A 19,008-nucleotide genomic window follows, 5' to 3' on the forward strand; every position below is an offset into this window, starting at 1 on the left:
GCTGCCTGTTTTTTATCCAGCTTCAACGACTACGTGTTTAGGTCGTTGAAGCTTTTATTTTTTTCTTTTATAAACAATCGAGTAATATTGGTTAAATTCTTTTATCGAAGGAAATATGTAGTTCATTTCGCCTTCATCATACGTGAACGTATGTAAACGAGTACGTTTTTCGTCAATATATTTATTTCCGACAGGAATTAATAGACTTGTTCCATCATCGAAAATGACATCTGTAAGATTTTCTTCCACTTTGTACGTTTTAAAGGATAGATTGAGAATCCATACACAATCAATATGATCGGACGGCTCTGTTTGTAAGATGAATTGACTCCTTATGCCTGTGTCCTTCAGTAAGTCCATTGGGCTACGTTTGGAATAATAAATACCGTTTGTCGTAATAATCTCCGACAAGCCATCGGACGTTTTCGCCCAACGAATTGCATGTGCTCGATTGTTAAACAAAAAATAGTTATAAGACATAAGTTATCCTCCTTTTATCATTTTTTTTATTTATTATAGCATGATATAGTTGTGAGGAATAGTACAAATGTAACAAAAACTGTTAATTTTAGAAAAATACATTAAAGCGTACATATTTTGAGGGCATCTTGAACGGGGTACGGCCTTATTACTAGAATATCAGCCACTATTAGTTTATTCGCAATTCAAAACAATTGATTGACCTTTACGTTAACGTCAATGCTATATTTATAGGAAAGGCTGAAGGGGTGGTGAAGCTGAAGACGATTACAGAAGTCGCGGAATCATTTGGGGTAACGACGCGTACAATCCGGTATTATGAGGAAATTGGGCTACTGTCACCGGAACGTTCGGAAGGGAATCAGCGGCTCTATACGAATGCCGAGCTGGCAAAATTAAAGCTCATTTTTCGTGGCAAGCGGTACGGGTTTTCGTTGGACGACATTAAAGAGATGGTGCTGTTGTTCGATAAAGACAGGACCGGGCGCAAACAGCTCGAGGTGACGATCGAATATGGCAAGCGTCGTATCGGGGAAATCGATCGGAAAATCCAGGAACTACAAGAAATGAAAGATGAAATGGAAGAGTTGCTCGTAAAATTCACTGAAAAGTTGGATATATCGAAAGGGGAATAAAGGGATGAACAGTTCACAACTATTGGAGAGAAATGCAAGAAAATACCCGGAAACGGAAGCTGTCGTCTGCATGGGGAAGCGGACGACATACAAAGAACTGGACAGGCGCGTTAACCAGTTTGGGCACGCTCTAATAAATGAAGGCATAACAAAAGGTTCAAAAGTGGCGTTGTTCCTACCGAATGTCGAGGAATTCATCATCGCCTATTTCGCCGTTCAGCGGATCGGCGCGGTCGTCGTACCGATCAACGTCAAGCTGACGACGGAAGAATTGATGTATGTGCTCAACCATTCCGATGCGGATGCGCTCATTGCACATGAATTGCTGTTTGAAACCGTAAAATCATTGCAATCACCTTCTTTATTAATCAAAACAGGCGAACCGTCCGGAAACTGGAAAAGCTTTGAAGCGCTTATCCAAAACGCAAATGACAAATCGATTTCGTGCACCTTGAAAGAGGACGATGAATCGACAATCCTCTACACGTCAGGAACGACAGGAAATCCGAAAGGGGTATTGTTCAGCTATCGCAACATTCTCACGGTCGCTTCAATGATCGCCGTCGAAATGGAGTTTAAGCCGGAAAGCCGCGTCCTCCTCATGATGCCGCTCAGCCATTCGGCACCACTTCATTTATTCATGATGGCGGCGATGTATGTCGGAGCGACATGTGTTCTTACACCGATATTTGCACCGGACCTATTAATCGATTCAGTAGAAAAGGAGAAAACAACTCATTTCTTCGGGGCACCTGTCGCTTATTTGCTCACAGCGGGACATCCAGGACTGAAAGACGCGGATCTGTCCTCAATGAAATGGTGGATTTACGGCGGGGCGCCGCTATCTGCGAATGAAGTGAAGATGGTACAAAACGCTTTCCGTACGGACAATCTCGTTTGCGTATATGGATTGACGGAAGCCGGTCCGAGCGGCTCGTTGCTACTGGCTGATGAGCATTCAACAAAAGCGGGTAGCGTTGGACGACGTGCGCCGCTTCATACAGAGCTTCGAATTGTAAATGAACATGGAGACGACGTTTCACCGGGTGAAGTCGGCGAAATCGTCCTTTTCGGCGAAGGGAATATGCTTGGCTACTATAAAAACGAAGAGGCAACGAAAGAGGCATTCATCGGGGAGTGGCTGAAGACCGGCGACTTGGCAAAATTCGATGAGGACGGTTATATATGGATTGTCGATCGGAAAAAGGACTTGATCATTTCAGGCGGGGTTAATATTTATCCGAAAGAAATCGAGGAGACGATCCTCACCTATCCGGGCATCCGCGAAGTCGCAGTCGTCGGCGTGCCGCATCCTGAATGGGGCGAAACGGTCAAAGCAGTGTTTGCTGCAGCGAATCCAGTCGATAGCGAGGAATTAAAAGCGTTCCTCCACGAACACCTCGCGAAATACAAAGTGCCGCGCCTATACGAACAAGTCAACGCATTGCCGCGAAACGCTTCCGGAAAAATCCTAAAGCAACCATTGCGTGAAGGAGTGACGGTTCAATGAAAGTCCTCCAAGAAGCAGAATCAATCAAGACTGACAACTTCTTTGAAGGCGACGACACGCTTCGATTGATACTCGAAGAGCATTTGCAAGGGCCATTCCTCGACTACGCGAAACGCGAACTTTCTGTTTACGGGGAGCTTTGTGCAAATGAAATCGACGAGCGCGCCAAACATACCGACCGTGAAGGAGAGCCGCGCCTTATCCGGTACGATAAATTCGGCGAAGAGATTTCCGACGTTTGGGTGAATGAAGGGTACCGGAAAACAATTCAAGAAACGTATGATACAGGCATTGTTGGGTATGTCCATAAAGAAATTCCGGAGTTAGGCCATAAAGGAAACTACACGTACAGCTTCGCGCAAGGCTATTTACTGTCACATGCGGAACCCGGGTTTTATTGCCCCGTCACGCTCACAATGGCGACCGCCTATTTGATCGACCATTATGCGGATGAACACGTGAAAAACTTGTTCCTCCCTAATGTCTGTTCGACAGGAGAAGTACCGCTATACGAAGGGGCGACATTTTTAACTGAACGGCAAGGCGGATCGGACGTTGGGGCGAACGTCGTGAAGGCAGTAAAGGACGGTGAAAACTACCGTCTATACGGCGAGAAATATTTCGCTTCGAACGCAGGTATGGCCGGAGTCGCGATGGTACTTGCGAGAATAGAAGGCGCGCAGGGGGGCTCACGTGGATTGACGTTGTTCGCAGTTCCGTGGAAAGCCGATGACGGCAAACCGAACGGGCTCCGCATTCGCCGGTTGAAAGACAAACTCGGCGTCCGTGCCGTCCCGTCCGGAGAAGTCGAATTCGATGGTGCGCTCGCTTATGTAGTCGGCGATCCAGCAAAAGGCTTCTATTATATGATGGAAGCGCTCAATCTTTCGCGCATTTGTAACGCAGTCGCTTCCATCGGCATCATGAGGCGCGCATTGTTGGAATCAACTGCGTACGCAACTCACCGAAATGCATTCGGTAAAAGGCTCACCGACTATCCGATGGTACAGGATACACTCGGGAAAATGGCGGCAAGGCTACATGTCGAAGTAGCGACCGTCTTTGACTTCATTCAACTATATGAACGAGTGACGGATGGCGCAGCATCCGACCGCGAAAAAGTTCTCAACCGGCTTTTCATCGCGCTCATTAAAAAGGAGACGGCTGAGCAAGCAATTCATTTCGCCCACGAAGCAATCGAAATGCACGGCGGCAACGGCTACATCGAGGATTTCGTCACCCCACGCTTGCTACGGGACGCTCAAGTACTTACCGTATGGGAAGGAACAGCGAATATTTTAGGGCTCGAACTCATCCGACTTGTGAATAAATTCGAAGCCCATAAATTGTTCATTGACGAAATGCGCAACCGCCTCGTCGTCATCCGCGATAGTGAAATGAAAAAGGCGATATCGGTGGAATTAAATTCGCTATCCACTGACCTTATAGCATTTGCTGGCCTCGATAATGCGCTCCAAACGTTCGAAGCGAAAGGTCTCATGAAACGGATGGCGCATCTATACGAAAGCGTCGTCGCACTTGAATGGGCGATGAAGCACGGCGGCAAATTCGAGAAGCTAGCGGAAATTTATATCGGGGATACGTGGTCGTTACGAAAAGTTGGAGAACGTATGAATACCGTCGAGTATTTTGACGAAATCATTTAAAAAGAAGGGAGTCGGGGAAAGTACCGGCTCTCTTTTTTATTTATGCCTGTTGCGAAAAATGAAAGTTTCCCCAAGTTCTATCAGCATCTGACAATATAATCTGTCGATGTACAATGATTCGCTTTGTTTACTGACGATTTTCATAGCCGATTAGCGTATTTTATCAATAAAAATGAATTTTCTAATCGTTCATGACATCGTATAGTAAATAGAAAGGATAAACATTGGGGAGTGAGTGCAATTAAAAAGATAGCTGCAATTGTTCTAGCCGTAACCGTCGTAGCAAGCAGCGCGGCCATATTTGCAGGGATTGCTCCTGCTGTAGAGCTTCTCGCTTCAATCGAAAAGGAATACGGGAAGCATGTAGTTGAAGTTGAATCGAATTTAGTAGACGTAGTAGTAAATGGACAAGCAAGAAAGTAGGGGGAATGTCGCATATAAAGGAGCTGTATGATCGGCTCCATACATATTTGTCCACAGGATACGTAAAATATGGTACTCTAGTAGCTAGAGGATTTACAGAAAATATAGTTATTTAGAACTAACGAGGGTGATAGGAGTTATGGGCATGGAGAAAGAAGATTTAATTTCATTACAGCAAACTGTCCTGAAACTGCGGGTGGAAGGGAAATATGAGGAGACAATTGAAGCTTGTTTTCAACTATTGGAAGCCGGTTTAGCAGCGAATGATCCAAAATCCATTTTGACTGCCCATATTAACAACGCCGCATCTTTTTACTGCATCGGCGCCATTGAAGAGGCGTTTCATAGCATCGATGCCTATCTCGACTATTGTGCGGACAACGGCGATGAAGCCGACCGATTAAATGGTAGCAACGTCCTTTTCCTACTGCATGAGTATACGAAAGACTATGAAAAAGCAAGAGAGACGTTGGAACGTACTATTGAACTCGGTAAAAAGCTCAAGCATTACAACATCGTGAGCAATGCGTATAGCAATTACAGCGCGATTCTCGCAATCGAAGAAGACTTTGAAAGCGCGCTCACGATGGCGGAAAATGGGTTGGCCATGGCGAAACTGCATGAACCGCCGACGCCGATATTGGAATTCCGTGTGAAGTTGAACATCGCAAACGCACTCATTGGCCTGGAGAACATCGAAGACGCGGAACAGCTCGTACATGAAATGGTGAATGATCCACTTCTCGATTCCTTTATTCGTGAAAAGACACAAGTGCATGATTTGTACGGACGTTTATTAACGAAGAAAAAGATGTACGAAGAAGCATTGCAAGCGTATGACATCGCGAAAGAGCTAGCGGAAAGCTTTGGTGACAGAAATTTACTGAAAGGCATTTTGGAAAAAAGATGCACACTTTGTGACATAATGGGGGACGTACAACGTGGGTACAAAGCCCAGCAGGATTTTATTAACTTGTTAAGCGATCTCCAGCAGCACGAAGTTACAATGGCTGCTATGAAATTAGGCGTGAAACATCGGATTTCGACAATTGAGCGCCGTGCAAACACGGATTTCCTAACCGGCCTATACAACCGAAGCTATATGGAAACAACGACGAATAAATGGCTTGACGAAGCTGCGCAGACAGGCGAAAGCATCGTCTGCATCGCGCTTGACCTCGACAATTTGAAAAGCTTGAACGATACATACGGCCACATATTCGGCGACACAGTCATCAAGAAAATCGGTCAAGAATGCGCAAGCCTCATTCGAAGCGGCGATTTAATGGGCCGTTTTGGTGGGGATGAATTCGCAATCATCTTGCGTAACCTGTCCATCGAAGAAGCCCGACATAAAGCTGAAACTTTACTAGAAACCGTCCGTGCTATTAAAATTGAAAAAGACGGCATCTACATTTCATTAACCGCAAGCGTCGGCCTCGCCGATAACGCAAACGGCAATATCCACACATTTACCGACCTGTTCCACCATGCTGACGTCGCGCTCTATCAAGCGAAACAAGCAGGAAAAAACCAAATATGCATGATGAATTAAGAAAAGGGGCTCTATAAAGCCTCTTTTTTGTTGAATCGCGTCATGAAAATGGAGTAGAACATTCAAGGAACAACCCGCGTACGTTGTGGAGGAGCGCAACACAACGAATACCGATTTAATTTAAAAATTTCAATAAAATCATAAAACTTGGTATAATAAGTAGAGTACTAGTTCAGAAGGGGGAAGAAAAGATGAAAACTGCAGTAAACTCACCAGTTGAAACGCTTTTTGTGAACTCATTCGTTGATGGGGTATTAGATCCAACAAAAGAGATGCTCGGCCCCGTAAAGGACGGCGGACAAATTGTAGCGAATACGGCCCCCGGTTGCTGGGGACCAATGATTACGCCTTGCCTTAAAGGTGGGCATGAAGTGACGACTCCGGTGTTTGTTGAAGGCGCTGAAGTCGGAGACGCGATTGCTATCCGAATTAAATCAATTGAAGTGACCTCGATGGCGACATCATCTGGACATGATCAGCCAGTGGAAGGCCGTTTCTTAGGCGATCCGTTTGTGGCGGTGAAATGTCCGGGATGCGGGACGATGTATCCCGAAACTGTCATTAAAGGAATCGGGCAGGAAGCAATCCGTTGTGCGACATGTGACGAGGACATTACGCCATTCACATTTACGAACGGTTATACGATTACATTTAGCGACCGTGGTGATGTCGGATTGACGGTGACGAAGGATGCCGCGGAGAAAATCGGACAAGACGGCAGACGCTATATGGGGACGCCGGAAGCATCTGTTCAAAACCCAATTGTCACATTTGCACCGCATGATCTCGTTGGTACAGTGGCGAGAATGCGTCCTTTCCTAGGCCAACTCGGTACGACGCCATCGATGCCGTTGCCGGATTCTCATAATGCCGGCGATTTCGGCTCCTTCCTCGTCGGAGCGCCCCATGAATATGCAGTCACCCAGGAAGAGCTGGACGAGCACCGGACGGACGGCCATATGGACATTAGCCGCGTACGTGCAGGTGCGACACTCATCTGTCCAGTAAAAGTACCGGGCGGCGGCGTTTACATCGGGGACATGCACGCGATGCAAGGCGACGGCGAAATCGCGGGACATACTGCAGACGTTGCAGGAATTGTCCATTTGCAAGTGAATGTGTTAAAAGGGTTAAAAATTGACGGACCAATCCTTTTACCGAATGAAGAGGACTTGCCATATACGGCGAAACCTCTCACTGCATCGGAAAAAGAATCCGCCAAAGCACTAGCCGCACAATGGGGAGTAGAAGAAATCGAAGAAAGCCTCCCAATTTCCGTCGTTGGCACAGGTACCAATTTGAATGTCGCAACTGAAAACGGACTCGCTCGCGCAGCAAAACTTTTCGACGTCCCTGTCGAGGAAATTATGAATCGTGCAACGATCACCGGTTCCATCGAAATCGGCCGCCATCCAGGCGTCGTCACAGTGACGTTCCAAGCGCCACGGACCTACTTGGAAAAGACAAATTTATTTGACGTCGTTGATGAACAATATCGAAATCGTGATTGATAATGAAAAGCCTCATGGGATGATCCCATGAGGCTTTATTGATGAAATAACTGATATTTATTATAATCGCGTCCAAAGTGACGAGCCCCGCGTCCAAAGCAAGTCGCTCCGCGTCCAAAGTGGTGTGTTCCGCGTCCAAAGTGGCGTGCCCCGCGTCCAAAGCGACGTGCCCCGCGTCCAAAGTGATGTGCCCCGCGTCCAAAGTGATGTGCCCCGCGTCCAAAGTGACGTGCTCCGCGTCCAAAGTGATGTGCCTCGCGTCCAAAGTGGCGTGCTCCGCGTCCAAAGTGGCGTGTCCCGCGTCCAAAGTGGCGAGCTCCGCGCTCAAAGCGCCATGCCCCGCGTCCAAAGTGGCGTGTCCCGCGTCCAAAGCAAGTCGCTCCGCGTCCAAAGTGGCGTGCTCCGCGCTCAAAGCGGTGACGTACAATAGTCTGTGTAAACGTAAAAAAGATAGGGCATCCTCAAGGTTAATCACTACAAAAACCAAGGAGGATGCACTATCTATGTCTAGTATAATCGATAATCTGTTTTCTAATCAAATGGAGGAGTTAGTCAAGCAATTTGTCCAGGATAATCTTGAAACAATTATGAAAGAGGAAATGAAAAACTTCTTCGAAGTAGAACATCCTGAGCTTAAGAATAGTAAGAATGGATATTATTCGCGCATGCTCGATACAAGATACGGCCGTATAGAAGACTTGGCAGTCCCTAGAGATCGCGAGGGACATTTCCGCACCCAGCTTTTCGACCCTTACCAAAGGCGTGAAAGGTGGCTGGGTGAAACAATCATTACGATGTACCAGAACGGATTTAGCACTCGGGAAGTTGGACAATTTATCGAAAGGATTCTGGGGAACAACTACTCAGCTACAACGATCAGTAACATCACGGACGTGGTCATGGAAGATATTTTGGAATGGCAACAACGCTCACTTCACAATAGATATTCTGTGCTTTATTTGGACGGCACCTACCTAAAGCTCCGCCGGCAAGACGTTGCAAGCGAGGTTGTATATGTCATTGTTGGAGTCAGGGACGATGGTTATAGAGAAATCGTAGATTTCTTTGTGGGTGGAAATGAAAGTGCAGTAGGCTGGAAAAACATTTTGACCAGTCTCAAAAGCCGTGGGTTAGAAGAAGTATTGCTTGGTGTTTTCGATGGATTATCTGGTCTGGAACAGGCGTTTAAAGAGGTCTATCCACTGGCAGATGTGCAGCGCTGCGTGGTTCATAAAGTGAGAAATGTTATTTCTTCTGTTCGTAAGAAGGACAAGGAGCCCATTATGACAGACTTGAAGAAAGTTTATCGGGCACTTACTAAGGAAGACGCGCTTAGGTCCTTCGAAGACTTTAGAGAAAAGTGGAAGAAAGGGTATCCGAAAGTGGTCCAATCCTGGGAAGAGGATCTTGGTGTTTTACTTACATTCATGTCTTATCCCAAAGTTATTCAAAGCCAAATCTATACAACCAATATTATCGAAAGAACTATAAAGGAAATAAAAAAACGCACCAAGACTATGAACAGTTTGCCAAGTGAAAAAGCTGTCGAAAAAATAGTCTATTTAGTCGCGCAAGACTACAACGAAAAATGGGGTAAAAGGATGAGTTCTGAATTTGCTTCGGCTCATACTGCCTTAATGGAGATGTTTAGTGATCGGTATGGCAACGGTAATATTAATTAAAACTTTATAGGTTGATCTTAAGGATGCTTGTACGTAGACCGCAGATTTGACATGGAGCCTCTGCGGACATGTGAACAGGCCATGATACCAGCTATAGTAATTAGCTGGCCTCGCCTGCCAAGGCTAACATGTCCGCCCCTCCAAGTAAAATCTGCTTAACAGTCTGCGTTGTACTTACACATACTTCTTGACGGTACCCTCAAAGCGGCGTGCTCCGCGCTCAAAGCGGCGTGCTCCGCGCTCAAAGCATCACGCTCCGCGCTCAAACCACCCCGCTCCGCGCTCAAAGCAAGCCGCTCCGCGCTCAAAGCAGCCCGCCCCACGCTCAAAGCAGCACGTCCCACGCTCAAAGCGTCACGCCCCGCGCTCAAAGTAGCACGCCCCGCGCTCAAAGCGTCACGTCCCACGCTCAAAGCAGCCCGCCCCGCGCTCAAAGCATCACGCTCCGCGCTCAAACCACCCCGCTCCGCGCTCAAAGCAAGCCGCTCCGCGCTCAAAGCGTCACGCCCCGCGCTCAAAGCAGCCCGCCCCACGCTCAAAGCATCACGTCCCACGCTCAAAACAGCACGTCCCACGCTCAAAGCAGCACGTCCCACGCTCAAAGCAGCACGTCCCGCGCTCAAAGCAACACGTCCCACGCTCAAAGCATCACGCTCCGCGCTCAAAGCGGCCCGCCCCGCGCTCAAAGCATCACGCTCCACGCCCAAATCGCCTCGCATCTCACAAAAAAACAAGCGAAGGAATTGAATGCTTTGCGTATCGTCGGAAGTGAAGGGAAGTTAAATAAAAAAAAACCGGAAGAGGCAATTCTCTTCCGGTTAAGTCTACAATTATTCACATGCATAACCATCTTTGTCACGGTCCATTTTAGCTTGGTAAGCAGGATGGCCTTGAGGAACGCCACTCGGGTATTTCTTTCGGAGCTCCGTACAGTTTTGGAACCATTCCTGGCCTTCAGAAACGTTCGTGCTCGGTGTTGCCGGTTCGCTCGTCGAAGTACTTGGTGTTTTTGGCGTCGAACTGTTGCCACTTGTAGAAGGAACTACATCGCTATTAAATCCGGAATTGGTCGCGTAGTTTTCAATTGACCAAATGCCTAGCTCCTTTTTCTTCGCTTCAGCTTGAGCTTCCTCAAAAGGCGTCAAATGACGAGTGTTCGGTGGAAATACATATGCGACACGCGCCAACCCTTCCGCTAGAAGTGTCTTTTGAACACTTTTTCCATCAACATAGACGTAAGCGAGCAATCGGTCGTACTTATCAACCCGCTCCCCAATATCGAATTCGAGAGTGAGTGCGCCGCTATTCACCAGTTCCCGATTACGCTCCTTCGCCTCGTCACCGAACGGCTGCTTGCCGAGGCGCGGGTGGCTCGTTTCAGGCGTATCGATTAATAAATAACGGACATTCATTTCCTTCCCGTTATACAACACTTTAATCGTATCCCCATCGATCGTCCTTACCAATTTGACGGGAACTTGCGCCGTCGTGCCGGACGTCTCGGTCTTCGTCACCGTCGCCGGTTTTTCAGTGGCAACAGGTTTCTTTTCTCCAGATGGAGCGTCTACTGCCGGTGGATTTTTCGTAGCTTCCGGTTCAGTCTCTTTCTTTTCCTCTACTTTTGAACTATCTTCCACCTGCAATTTTTCTACCGGCGCTTCATTATCGGCAGAATCGGCACATCCTCCGAGTGCAAGTAATGCAACGAACAACAACCCAACAATTATTTTTGAAAAACCTTTCAACTGTAACTCCTCCATCATTTAGAAACGCAATGTCTCCTCTATTTACGTAATATTTATAGTTATTTAGTTTGGAATAAACCTTTACTAAAACCATTCTATTAGTATAGCAGGAAAGTTTATAGAGGACGAGGGAATGAATGTGGTATTTCCTCAATTTGTGAGCGCGTTACGTCTTTTTATGATCACTTAAAAATGAAGAACGATTGAAACAAGTTCCACTTCCCGATTTCTAATGAATCCTGCCCCCATTTTGTTGTATGATAGAACGTATGATTTGATTTCGAAAATAGACCGGAAAGGAGGATGTCATGATGAAAACAAGCGAAGTAATGGGCTGCCGCCTCGATATGACAAATCGAGCGCGGAAGGAAATCGGAAACTGGGCGATCGACGAAAACGAGCTATTCTCCATGCAGGCAAATTTCACCGTCTACATCGAAAAGCTTCCCGCAAAACAAGACGACATGACATTCTCCATCTACTTTGACCCTAAACAAAATCCGCAGCTCGCCAACCATTTGAACGAGCGCGTCGCCGTCATGGAATGCGTCTACAAAAACGAAGGCTTCCTTGCGACGAGCTTCAGAGTGAAAGGGCGGAAAGAGCCTGTTCGGACGAATCGCCGACTTGGTGTCCGTCTAGCATTCGCAGTCAACCGGCGTACCGGCAGTCCGATGCCGATCCAACTATATACGAGCCTTCGAGAGCTCCCGATTGCACAAGAGCGTTCGGCATACGTAGAAAAACGGATTAAAAGTTGGGAAGGATACTTGCGCATTGAGGAAAAAAATGCGGACGTCGCAGATGTGACTGCCCGTTTTTCACAACCAATTGTTAATGAATCGTTTAGTCAATTAACGATCATTTGCAGCGGTTTAGAAGCGAAAGATTGGAAATCGATAACTGGATTCAGCGCTAAACTGAAAGGCTCAAACGATGATCTCGGAACCGTTGTCGATGTGAACCGGGGAAGACGGTCGGTGAAAATTGAGTTAAGCCGAAAATACGAGGCGATTGCGAGACGCGGTTCTTTATTGCCGAATGGCGCACGTGAAATTGTCTTTAGTAATTTCGCCGAACTAAGCCAAATTCGTCGACTGCGAAAAGGGTTTAAAGACTTACAAGACGGATTTGCGGCAAATGCCAATTTGGAGAAAGTGCTATTTGAGGAACGGCCTGTCGTCCAAATTACGAATAAGCGTCTTGAGCTCGAGTTCCATCATCCGTTGAACGAATTCCAGCGTGAAGCAGTGACGGGCGCGATGTGTGCAAATGACTTGTATGTCATCCAAGGGCCGCCCGGAACAGGGAAAACGACAGTTATTTCGGAGCTTTGTCATCAGCTTATGAAGGCGGGGCAACGGACGCTCGTCGCTTCGCAATCGAATTTGGCGGTCGACAATGCGCTCGGTAGATTATTGGCCGATCCGGGTATCCGGATTTTACGGTACGGGCGGACAGAAAGTATCGAAGAGGAAGGCAAGCGATTCATCGAAGAAAATGTCGCTTCGTACTGGCGGGACGAAACGTTAGGTGCGGTTAATGAACAGCGGGAGAAGCGTGCGGAACGAGAGCAAGAAATTACTGAGGAAATTGGCCGTCTTGAAGAAGAAATCAAGCGTCTTCAGGAAGAACGAGAAGAAATGGACCGGCAAATTGCCGAGAAACAAGCTGCTGAGGCGGAACGAAAAGAGTTACAACAACAGCAGCACTCGTTGGAAAAGATGTTGTCGGAACTAAACACGAAACAAAATTCAATTACTGAGCAATTGGAACAATTGAACGTGACGCTAGAAAAGTTGACGGTTGAAAAGGAGACATTGCAAAACGAAAAGGAAGCTGCTGCAATCGGTCCGGAAATGCAGGAAAAGATGGCTGAAGCGGAGCTTGAATTGTCGGTAAAGCGTAAAAAGCTCCGTTATTTCCAAGCGGTCGAAGCGATTGAATACGCGGAAATGGCGGTCCGTAGGCTGACGGAGGAATGTGCGAGGCATAGATTGAAGGTTGGCTCTTTGCCGCGATTCATCGAAGAACTACAACAGATCCGGAAGCTGCAAGAGTTAGAAAGACTTTTCACTTCGCATAATATGAAGCCGTCGCTTCCAACTAGCCTTGAAATAAATACACTCCGACGCTTGCGCGTAGACATTCAAAACGGGACGTATCCGTACGCGCTTCTTGAATGGAAGGAAGTGGCGGAGCGGCTTACGAACGGCATCAATCATGCAGAGAACTTACTTCGGAAGCATCAGTACCCTGTTGAACAAGTTCGTAGCAAGCAAGACGACAATTACAAAACGGCTGAACAGATGCATGACATGCTTGATAAAATTGGCCGTTTCTTCGTAAGGCCTGAGACGAAACGGATATTGGCAATGCCAGCAAATGCTGAAAAGGCGGCGCTTTTGCAACGACTCGCCGAAAACCTCGCTTATTTATACGGCAAAGCGGAGGACGTGCGAAAAATCGCCACGACGATTAAAGCATCATCCGATCGTGAGGCGGCAGGGCGTTTTACAACATTGAAAAAGGAAATTTCGGATGAAATGACCGCTCAAATTGAGGAAGTTGAAGCTGAAGTGCTTGCCGCTGAACGAGCAATTGAAGAACACGAGCAACAGCTTCATCAATTAAAAGAAGAGAGTTCGGCGCTCGCAATGCATATCGATGAGAATGTCCATCGTCCTGACGTCGAGAAGGCGATCGCGGAACTTGAAAAGCTACTTGCCGACGTTGAGGAACGGAAGGTGTTATTCCAAAAGGCTGAACAGGCAATCGAAGAAAATGCTGTGACTGTTAGCAAAACTTCTGAACAGCTGGCAAACTTACAGGAAACTCTCGATTCATTGCTGAAAGAGAAAGCGGAGTTAGATGAACAAATACGTAGTTTAGAAGAGCGGCTTCTAGTTCTTGAGGAAATCATTCGTTCCGAACCGGAAAAACGGCAAAAGGAATTGACGGATGAAATTGCTTTGAAAACAGCAAAAACCGCTGAATTGCAGCAGGAACTGGACCGTATGCCTGTCGCACGTTTGTTGCAAGATGAATGGAGCTCCATGCTTGCAGGGGCAGGAGAGTTTGATTTGGATGAAATCCGCAAGCTGTATGTGAAGCATGCGAATGTCATTGGGACGACGTGTGTCGCGTCTGCAAGACGTGATTTCATGGAAGATTATCCGGAATTCGATGTCGTCATTATCGATGAAGTGTCGAAGGCGACGCCGCCTGAATTGTTGTTGCCGATGTTAAAAGGGAAGAAAATCGTCCTCGTCGGCGATCATCATCAGCTGCCGCCCCTTGTCGGTCGGGAGACGATGGAGGAATTTATCGAAGAAATTAAAGATGAGGCGGAAAAAAATGAACTGCGTGGCATGTTGAAGGAATCGCTGTTCGAGCGGCTGTTCAGAACGTTGCCGAAGCAGAACAAGACGATGCTCGGTATTCAATACCGGATGCATGAGGACATTATGGAGACGATTGCACCGTTTTACGTAGATGGCCAGTACCGCCTGCAATGTGGATTGACCGACTCGGACGCGGTGAGAGATCATCTGCTTTCCTCACGACTCGTGAGACGCGATGACCATCTACTATGGTTTGATATGCCGAATGAGCCTCCGTTTTTCGAAGCGCAAGTGAAAGGCGGCACGAGTCTTTTCAATGAAGCCGAGCTAGAAAGAATCCGTGAATTGCTAGTCGATATCGAAGAAGCAACTTCACTTGCGAAGCGTGAAGGTCGGATGCAGCCGGACGAGAAGAAAAGCGTCGGCGTCATTAGTTTTTACGGGGAGCAAGTGAAGCGGATCGACCGGCTCATTGAACAAGAAATTATGCCGAAGCATTTGCATTGTCGGACAGGCTCTGTCGATAAATTCCAAGGGATGGAAATGGACATTATCATTTTGAGTTTCGTACGAAACCATCATCAGCCGAGTGGCACAATCGGTTTTGCAGAAGATTATCGCCGTTTGAATGTTGCATTGTCACGGGCGAGGGAGTTGCTCATTATTGTCGGCAGTTCGGATATGTTTACGAAACGACCGAAAAAAGCGGAGACGAAGGCGATGTACGCACGTCTTGTCGAACAGGTAAAATTGCAAGGTGGCTTTAAGGAGGCTGCTCTCGCACTTACTTAAAGCAATTGTACGGAAAGGAATGGACAAATGGACGCATTAGAAAAACGTCTGCGCGATGAATTGTTGCGGGATTTAAACGTGAAATTGCTTGAAACCGCGAAATGGTCATTGCCGATTCAAGTGATCGATGTCGAGTACGAAACAGTAAAGCGCACGAAGATGGATATTTTAATGAAAATGCTGTTAGTCGCTTTCCGTTCTTCGCAATTCACTTCAGCAGAAGAATTAAGCGATATGCTCGTCGTCGAACCGTTATTCATCGAAGATATTATTGAACGGATGGCCCGGGCCGGAATGATTGTGAAGAGCAATGGTGCCTATTCATTGACGGAAACGGGAAAGCAACAGCTTGAAGCTGGCATTTACGTCCAGCCGCCAGAGACGGAGGAAACGACGGTCCATTATAGTCCGTCGCACGGGAAATTTCTTGTAGGGGAGTTGACGGAGGGCGTCACGGAGACGTATCGGCATACAGAAGAATCCCGCAAACTAATTAATTTTCGTGATGAAGAGTGGAGGCAAGCGCTCGACCAATTGGACGTTGAATATACAGATGGTAATGTCCAACTTGTTGTTCAATCAATTGCGGCAGTGAACGAGCTGGAACAGAATGCAATCCCCTGCATTGAATTCCGCCTACACCAAACCGCAGACGATCGGCTTTATGTGCGCGTTTGGAATTCGATGACGGGTGAGTGGGACGAAACACTCGAAAAACAAATTATGGAGCAGGAACTATCAGAATGGCGGGAGAAATATTTAGCTGAATAATGAACACCTTATTATGCAGCCAGTTGCCGGTATTGTACCGGCGATTGGCTGTTTTTCGTTCGTCTATTCGTAGCAGAAATTAATTTATCAGAATACATTTGCTTATTTGATATCAATGCACTATACTGGCTTTATATATAACAATATAGTTAGTCATCGTTGAAATGTTGTTATGCGGGGCGGGGAAATTTCATACGTTAAGCTAAGGGGGGATTTCAAATGTCGGCTTTACACAATACGGCTGAAGAGGAAAAGTTAGCACAGTTTATGAAACGTATTGAGGCGGGGGATAAGATCGAAGCAGATGATTGGATGCCTGAAGAATACCGACTAACATTAATTAAACTAATTTCCATGCACGGGATGAGCGAAATAATGGGTGCGCTTCCTGAGAAAGAATGGGTACCGAAAGCTCCATCTCTTCATCGGAAACTTGGCATTATGGCAAAAGTGCAGGACGAAATGGGCCATGGTCAACTGTTGCTTCGAGTGACGGAAGACTTACTTACGCCATATGGAAAAAATCGTGGAGATTTAATGCAGGACTTATTTAATGGGGACTTGAAATTCCATAACGTGTTCCATATGGAAACGAAAACATGGGCGGATGCTGGAATTATAGGCTGGCTTGTGGATGGAGCAGCTATTATTACACAGACAGATATGCTTGGGGCTTCCTATGGACCTTATGCAAGGGCGTTACAACGCATTTGTGCTGAAGAAGTATTTCATGCACAGCATGGAGAGGCCATCATCATGGCGTTAGCAGAAGGTACGGATGAGCAAAAGGCAATGATTCAAGAAGCTCTGAATCGATGGTGGGAAGCATTGCTCATGTTTTTTGGTCCGGCAAGTAAAGAAACAACGGGTTCATCAAAGCAAGACGTAACGATTAAATATAAAATCCGTACGAAAACAAATGAGGAATTCAGGCAAATCTTTTTTGATAAATACATCCCGCGTATTTTAGCACTAGGATTAACAATTCCCGATCCGACGTTCCGCTACGATAATGAAAGTGGATTATGGTCGTACAAACAACCAGACTGGGAAGAGTTTAAGAGAATTATTAAAAATAAAGGACCACGCTCACAAGCACGGCTGAATTTACGCCGGTCTTCATATGAAAATAATGCATGGGTGCGTGATGCATTGAGTGCGACAGTGAGTTAAAGAAAGGAGTCAGAAGGAAATGGCCAACGAGAAAACATTTTACCAAGAATATGAAGTTTTTAGTAAACGGACGCCGACGTCGACATTTCAGCATCAATTTAGCTTACTGGCTCCAAACGAAGAAATGGCACTCGTGTTGGCACAGGAAAATTTCATGCGCCGCGAACCGGTTACTGACATTTGGATTGTAAATCGAAAGCATATTCGAAAGATGGATGCTGAAGAGAAATTGACGCTTCGAAGACTTGATAATAAAGATTATCGTACGACGAAAGGGTACGGCTACTTAAAGAAAAAGTGGCGTCGCTATGAACAGGAAATCTTGGATGAAAAAGAAATCTTGTCATGGGGAGGAAAACGGAAATGAGCGCAATCGAAAACGGATTGACCGAGGCCGCGGAATATAAAGAAGCAATTACGAGCTTGTTATTCCAACTAGCGGATGATGATTTATTGTATTCTTACCGTGGATCTGAGTGGCTCGGACTCGCTCCTCATATAGAGGAAGACGTCGCTTCTTCATCCATTAGCCAAGACAGTATGGGGCATGCAGCTATGTACTACAAACTACTTGAAGATTTAGGGGTAGGAAATGCAGATGATCTAGCCCATTTGCGCCCTGCAAATGAAAGAAGAAACAGCATTATAACAGAGCGAGTAAACGGTGAAGGCTATTATATGGAAACACCCAATTATGATTGGGCATATCAAGTTGTTAGAAGTTATTTTTACACACAAGCAAAAAAAGTTAAAGTCGACTCGTTATGCCAAAGCTCGTATCAACCCGTTGCTGAAGCTGCAGTAAAAGTGAGAATCGAACTTTATTACCACAGACTGCATTGGGAAACTTGGTTTAAGCAATTATTAAGTTCTACTGATGTTGCAAAAAAGAAAATGACTGAAGCGATTACTCGCGTTATGAATGACTTTGGAGATGTATTCTCTTTTGGAAATCAAAAACAAGCAATTGAAACATATAAACTGATAGACAGTGAAGAAACATTGAAAGAAAACTGGATCGCTAGCATTAAACCAGTTTTTGCTGCTCTTCAAATGGATGTACCGACGATTCCGGAAAAACTTGCGAATAACGGAAGGAATGGCGAGCATACAGTAGATTTGGACGAAGCACTGCTTATACTTTCTGAAGTTTACAAGGTAGATCCGGTCGCTTCTTGGTAACTGGGAGGAAAGGGGTGAATCGTATGGCTATAAATGAAAGCGTTTCCACCGTTCGCATCTTTGACGTACTTATGAGTGTGAAAGACCCTGAAATTGATTCGGTTAGTATTATTGACCTCGGTATGGTGGAAGAAGTGACGACCTCGGGGAATAACGTAAAAGTAGTTCTACTTCCGACTTTTTTAGGATGCCCGGCATTAGAGATTATTAAAAAGAATACGATGGAAGCAATAAAACAACTGCCAGAAGTAGAAGAAGTCGACGTGGAATTCGTCTTTCATCCGCCGTGGACGTCAGATCGTATTACAGAAGAAGGGCATGTGAATTTGCGGAAATTTGGAATAGCCCCACCCCCAAAATATTTTGAAGAAGACGGCTCCTGGCATGTAGATTGTGCCTATTGCGGATCCACATATGTAACGATGGAAAACATTTTCGGACCGACTGCGTGCAGAAGTATTTTGTATTGTAAGAGCTGTAAAAATGTATTCGAAGCAATGAAACCTGTTTCAACACTAATGTAAAGTGAGGAGAATGC

The 19,008-nt window shown here is 46.2% G+C and carries 17 protein-coding genes; 13 read left to right on the top strand and 4 right to left on the bottom strand.

Annotated elements, in window-relative coordinates; translation table 11 throughout:
- Window positions 1–54: 54 nt before the first annotated feature.
- The gene (locus QM454_RS09295) at window positions 55–480 is read right to left on the bottom strand and encodes a hypothetical protein (protein WP_432357180.1); all 426 of its coding nucleotides are present in this window, start codon (window positions 478–480) and stop codon (window positions 55–57) included.
- Window positions 481–737: 257 nt separating this feature from the next.
- On the opposite strand from QM454_RS09295, the gene QM454_RS09300 reads away from it, so the two are divergent.
- From QM454_RS09300 to QM454_RS09325, 6 genes are all read left to right on the top strand, one after another.
- Window positions 738–1,115, top strand: coding sequence for a MerR family transcriptional regulator (locus tag QM454_RS09300; protein WP_432363929.1), 378 nt, complete (start codon window positions 738–740; stop codon window positions 1,113–1,115).
- 4 nt (window positions 1,116–1,119) lie between these two features.
- Complete coding sequence (locus QM454_RS09305; RefSeq protein ID WP_432357181.1) at window positions 1,120–2,625, top strand: class I adenylate-forming enzyme family protein; 1,506 nt, start codon at window positions 1,120–1,122, stop codon at window positions 2,623–2,625.
- On the top strand, window positions 2,622–4,292 hold the full coding sequence (locus tag QM454_RS09310) for an acyl-CoA dehydrogenase family protein (protein ID WP_432357183.1): 1,671 nt from the start codon (window positions 2,622–2,624) through the stop codon (window positions 4,290–4,292). The genes QM454_RS09305 and QM454_RS09310 overlap by 4 nt, the downstream gene beginning before the upstream one ends.
- 231 nt (window positions 4,293–4,523) lie before the next feature.
- Complete coding sequence (locus tag QM454_RS09315; RefSeq protein ID WP_432357185.1) at window positions 4,524–4,715, top strand: hypothetical protein; 192 nt, start codon at window positions 4,524–4,526, stop codon at window positions 4,713–4,715.
- 145 nt (window positions 4,716–4,860) lie between these two features.
- The gene (locus tag QM454_RS09320) at window positions 4,861–6,270 is read left to right on the top strand and encodes a tetratricopeptide repeat-containing diguanylate cyclase (RefSeq protein ID WP_432357187.1); all 1,410 of its coding nucleotides are present in this window, start codon (window positions 4,861–4,863) and stop codon (window positions 6,268–6,270) included.
- A 191-nt stretch (window positions 6,271–6,461) separates the two neighbouring features.
- Window positions 6,462–7,781: an acetamidase/formamidase family protein gene (locus QM454_RS09325; RefSeq protein WP_432357188.1), complete on the top strand. Its 1,320-nt coding sequence runs from the start codon at window positions 6,462–6,464 to the stop codon at window positions 7,779–7,781.
- Here the strand turns inward: QM454_RS09325 and QM454_RS09330 are convergent.
- A complete protein-coding gene (locus tag QM454_RS09330; RefSeq protein WP_432357189.1) occupies window positions 7,693–8,268 on the bottom strand; it encodes a hypothetical protein in 576 nt (191 codons plus the stop codon). The genes QM454_RS09325 and QM454_RS09330 overlap by 89 nt on opposite strands.
- Window positions 8,269–8,284: 16 nt before the next feature.
- Between QM454_RS09330 and QM454_RS09335 the strand changes: the two genes are divergently transcribed.
- Window positions 8,285–9,463, top strand: a complete 1,179-nt coding sequence (locus QM454_RS09335) for an IS256 family transposase (protein ID WP_432357191.1) — start codon at window positions 8,285–8,287, stop codon at window positions 9,461–9,463.
- Window positions 9,464–9,618: 155 nt separating this feature from the next.
- On the opposite strand, the gene QM454_RS09340 is transcribed toward QM454_RS09335, so the two are convergent.
- Both QM454_RS09340 and QM454_RS09345 read right to left on the bottom strand, forming a co-directional pair.
- Window positions 9,619–10,164, bottom strand: a complete 546-nt coding sequence (locus tag QM454_RS09340; RefSeq protein WP_432357192.1) for a hypothetical protein — start codon at window positions 10,162–10,164, stop codon at window positions 9,619–9,621.
- Between the two features lie 129 nt (window positions 10,165–10,293).
- Window positions 10,294–11,208 carry a thermonuclease family protein gene (locus QM454_RS09345; protein ID WP_432357193.1) on the bottom strand — a complete coding sequence of 305 codons (915 nt, stop codon included), beginning with the start codon at window positions 11,206–11,208 and terminating at the stop codon, window positions 10,294–10,296.
- Between the two features lie 308 nt (window positions 11,209–11,516).
- On the opposite strand from QM454_RS09345, the gene QM454_RS09350 reads away from it, so the two are divergent.
- From QM454_RS09350 to paaD, 6 genes are all read left to right on the top strand, one after another.
- Complete coding sequence (locus QM454_RS09350; protein ID WP_432357195.1) at window positions 11,517–15,344, top strand: AAA domain-containing protein; 3,828 nt, start codon at window positions 11,517–11,519, stop codon at window positions 15,342–15,344.
- Between the two features lie 27 nt (window positions 15,345–15,371).
- Window positions 15,372–16,115: a hypothetical protein gene (locus QM454_RS09355; RefSeq protein ID WP_432357197.1), complete on the top strand. Its 744-nt coding sequence runs from the start codon at window positions 15,372–15,374 to the stop codon at window positions 16,113–16,115.
- Window positions 16,116–16,334: 219 nt separating this feature from the next.
- Window positions 16,335–17,288: a 1,2-phenylacetyl-CoA epoxidase subunit PaaA gene (gene paaA / locus QM454_RS09360; RefSeq protein WP_432357198.1), complete on the top strand. Its 954-nt coding sequence runs from the start codon at window positions 16,335–16,337 to the stop codon at window positions 17,286–17,288.
- Between the two features lie 19 nt (window positions 17,289–17,307).
- Window positions 17,308–17,655, top strand: coding sequence for a 1,2-phenylacetyl-CoA epoxidase subunit PaaB (gene paaB / locus QM454_RS09365; protein ID WP_432357200.1), 348 nt, complete (start codon window positions 17,308–17,310; stop codon window positions 17,653–17,655).
- On the top strand, window positions 17,652–18,470 hold the full coding sequence (paaC, locus tag QM454_RS09370) for a 1,2-phenylacetyl-CoA epoxidase subunit PaaC (protein WP_432357202.1): 819 nt from the start codon (window positions 17,652–17,654) through the stop codon (window positions 18,468–18,470). Before paaB ends, paaC begins: the two co-directional genes overlap by 4 nt.
- Before the next feature lie 23 nt (window positions 18,471–18,493).
- The gene (gene paaD / locus QM454_RS09375; RefSeq protein WP_432357204.1) at window positions 18,494–18,994 is read left to right on the top strand and encodes a 1,2-phenylacetyl-CoA epoxidase subunit PaaD; all 501 of its coding nucleotides are present in this window, start codon (window positions 18,494–18,496) and stop codon (window positions 18,992–18,994) included.
- The last annotated feature ends 14 nt before the right edge of the window (window positions 18,995–19,008 follow it).

The sequence above is a fragment of the Sporosarcina sp. UB5 genome, from assembly GCF_050859005.1.
Taxonomy (GTDB): domain Bacteria; phylum Bacillota; class Bacilli; order Bacillales_A; family Planococcaceae; genus Sporosarcina.

Bases quoted from the DNA above. Each gene is read 5' to 3' on its own strand.
- QM454_RS09295 (WP_432357180.1), bottom strand. From the start codon at position 480: ATGTCTTATAACTATTTTTTGTTTAACAATCGAGCACATGCAATTCGT.
- QM454_RS09305 (WP_432357181.1), top strand. From the start codon at position 1,120: ATGAACAGTTCACAACTATTGGAGAGAAATGCAAGAAAATACCCGGAA.
- QM454_RS09310 (WP_432357183.1), top strand. From the start codon at position 2,622: ATGAAAGTCCTCCAAGAAGCAGAATCAATCAAGACTGACAACTTCTTT.
- QM454_RS09320 (WP_432357187.1), top strand. From the start codon at position 4,861: ATGGAGAAAGAAGATTTAATTTCATTACAGCAAACTGTCCTGAAACTG.
- QM454_RS09325 (WP_432357188.1), top strand. From the start codon at position 6,462: ATGAAAACTGCAGTAAACTCACCAGTTGAAACGCTTTTTGTGAACTCA.
- QM454_RS09335 (WP_432357191.1), top strand. From the start codon at position 8,285: ATGTCTAGTATAATCGATAATCTGTTTTCTAATCAAATGGAGGAGTTA.
- QM454_RS09350 (WP_432357195.1), top strand. From the start codon at position 11,517: ATGATGAAAACAAGCGAAGTAATGGGCTGCCGCCTCGATATGACAAAT.
- QM454_RS09355 (WP_432357197.1), top strand. From the start codon at position 15,372: ATGGACGCATTAGAAAAACGTCTGCGCGATGAATTGTTGCGGGATTTA.
- paaA (WP_432357198.1), top strand. From the start codon at position 16,335: ATGTCGGCTTTACACAATACGGCTGAAGAGGAAAAGTTAGCACAGTTT.
- paaB (WP_432357200.1), top strand. From the start codon at position 17,308: ATGGCCAACGAGAAAACATTTTACCAAGAATATGAAGTTTTTAGTAAA.
- paaC (WP_432357202.1), top strand. From the start codon at position 17,652: ATGAGCGCAATCGAAAACGGATTGACCGAGGCCGCGGAATATAAAGAA.
- paaD (WP_432357204.1), top strand. From the start codon at position 18,494: ATGGCTATAAATGAAAGCGTTTCCACCGTTCGCATCTTTGACGTACTT.